The sequence below is a fragment of the Chamaesiphon sp. OTE_20_metabat_361 genome (assembly GCF_031364565.1).
The window spans coordinates 1-1,717 of record NZ_JANLWO010000351.1 but is presented as its reverse complement, the minus strand read 5'-3'; the positions used below and the strand labels follow the sequence as shown (position 1 = coordinate 1,717).

1 protein-coding gene and 1 pseudogene are annotated in these 1,717 nt (G+C 49.5%); both read left to right on the top strand.

Annotated features, from left to right (window positions below; all coding sequences use genetic code 11):
* Positions 1-100 (top strand): annotated as a pseudogene (locus tag RMO35_RS10215) (GNAT family N-acetyltransferase); the annotation flags it as partial.
* A 364-nt stretch (positions 101-464) separates the two neighbouring features.
* A partial coding sequence (psbB, locus tag RMO35_RS10210) for a photosystem II chlorophyll-binding protein CP47 (RefSeq protein WP_309740888.1) occupies positions 465-1,717 on the top strand: 1,253 nt, incomplete at its 3' end.

Here is a 1,717-nt window from a genome sequence, read left to right as displayed (position 1 = left end):
CGAACGCATTTATCTCACCACCACCCATCAGCAAAGTTTTTACGAACGCCTCGGCTTTGTCGTTAATACTAGTACGACGATGGTTTTGATGAGAGGGTAGATGGGAGATGGGAGATGGGGGGACTGGGAGATGGGGGACGGGGACTAAAGAACGCAGTTCCAAAGCATAACTCTATTCCCTATCCCCTATCCCCTATTCCCTAAAGCCCAAAGCCTAAAACCTAAAGCCTAGTTATTAACTTTTGTAAACATTCTGAGGATAAATCTTAATCAAACGGGGATCGCCCAAAGAGCTGTAACCGCTATGAGTCTAGTCGTGTGGAGGTTTCGAGCGATCGGCACTCAGAGATTAATTACTGGGCGATCGCCTTGCCTCCGAGGTGGGAAGCAGATAACATAGTGCATGAGATTATTTAAAAAATAAGAATTTTCGTAGACACCTATTTTAAGGAGGATCGTAGTCGATGGGACTACCCTGGTATCGTGTGCATACAGTTGTCCTGAATGACCCAGGTCGGCTGATATCGGTGCATTTAATGCACACAGCTTTAGTTGCTGGTTGGGCTGGTTCGATGGCTCTGTTTGAACTATCAAACTTCGACCCTAGCGACGCAGTTTTCAATCCCATGTGGCGACAAGGCATGTTTGTCATGCCCTTCATGGCGCGTCTCGGGATTACCAAGTCTTGGGGTGGTTGGAGTATCGTTCCAGGTGAATCAGCGGCTGATGCTGGCTTCTGGTCTTTTGAAGGTGTAGCTACCGCTCACATTATCTTGTCTGGGATGCTAATGCTAGCATCGATCTGGCACTGGGTTTATTGGGACTTGGAGCTGTTTACAGATCCTCGGACTGGAGAGCCAGCGTTAGACTTACCCAAAATGTTTGGGATTCACTTGTTCTTATCTGGGTTACTTTGCTTCGGCTTCGGAGCATTCCACCTGACTGGTCTGTTTGGCCCAGGAATGTGGGTCACAGATCCATTTGGCATAACGGGGCATGTGGCTCCAGTTGCGCCAGAATGGGGGCCATCTGGATTCAATCCGTTCAATCCTGGTGGTGTGGTTGCTCACCACATTGCAGCGGGTACAGTCGGGATTATTGCTGGATTATTCCACCTCACTGTTCGTCCGCCAGAACGCCTGTACAAAGCGTTGCGGATGGGAAATATCGAAACTGTACTCTCTTCGAGTATTGCGGCGGTATTCTTCGCAGCATTTATCGTTGCGGGGACGATGTGGTATGGAAATGCTACCACGCCGATCGAGTTATTCGGCCCAACGCGTTATCAGTGGGATAGCGGTTATTTCCAACAGGAAATTCAACGTCGCGTTCAGAGCAGCGTCGAAGATGGTAAGAGTGAAGCGGAAGCTTGGAAAGCAATTCCCGACAAACTCGCATTCTACGACTATGTTGGTAATAGCCCCGCTAAAGGCGGTCTATTCCGGACTGGGCCGATGAATAAAGGTGATGGGGTCGCCCAAGGTTGGCAAGGACACCCAGTATTCAAAGACTCTGAAGGTCGAGTACTGAGCGTGCGTCGTCTGCCTAACTTCTTTGAAAGTTTCCCTGTGATCTTGACTGACTCCGAAGGCGTCGTGCGTGCAGACGTACCGTTCCGTCGGGCAGAATCGAGATACAGCTTCGAGCAAGCTGGTATTACTGCTAGCTTCTACGGTGGTGCGCTCAACGGTCAAACCTTTACTGATGCAAATCAAGT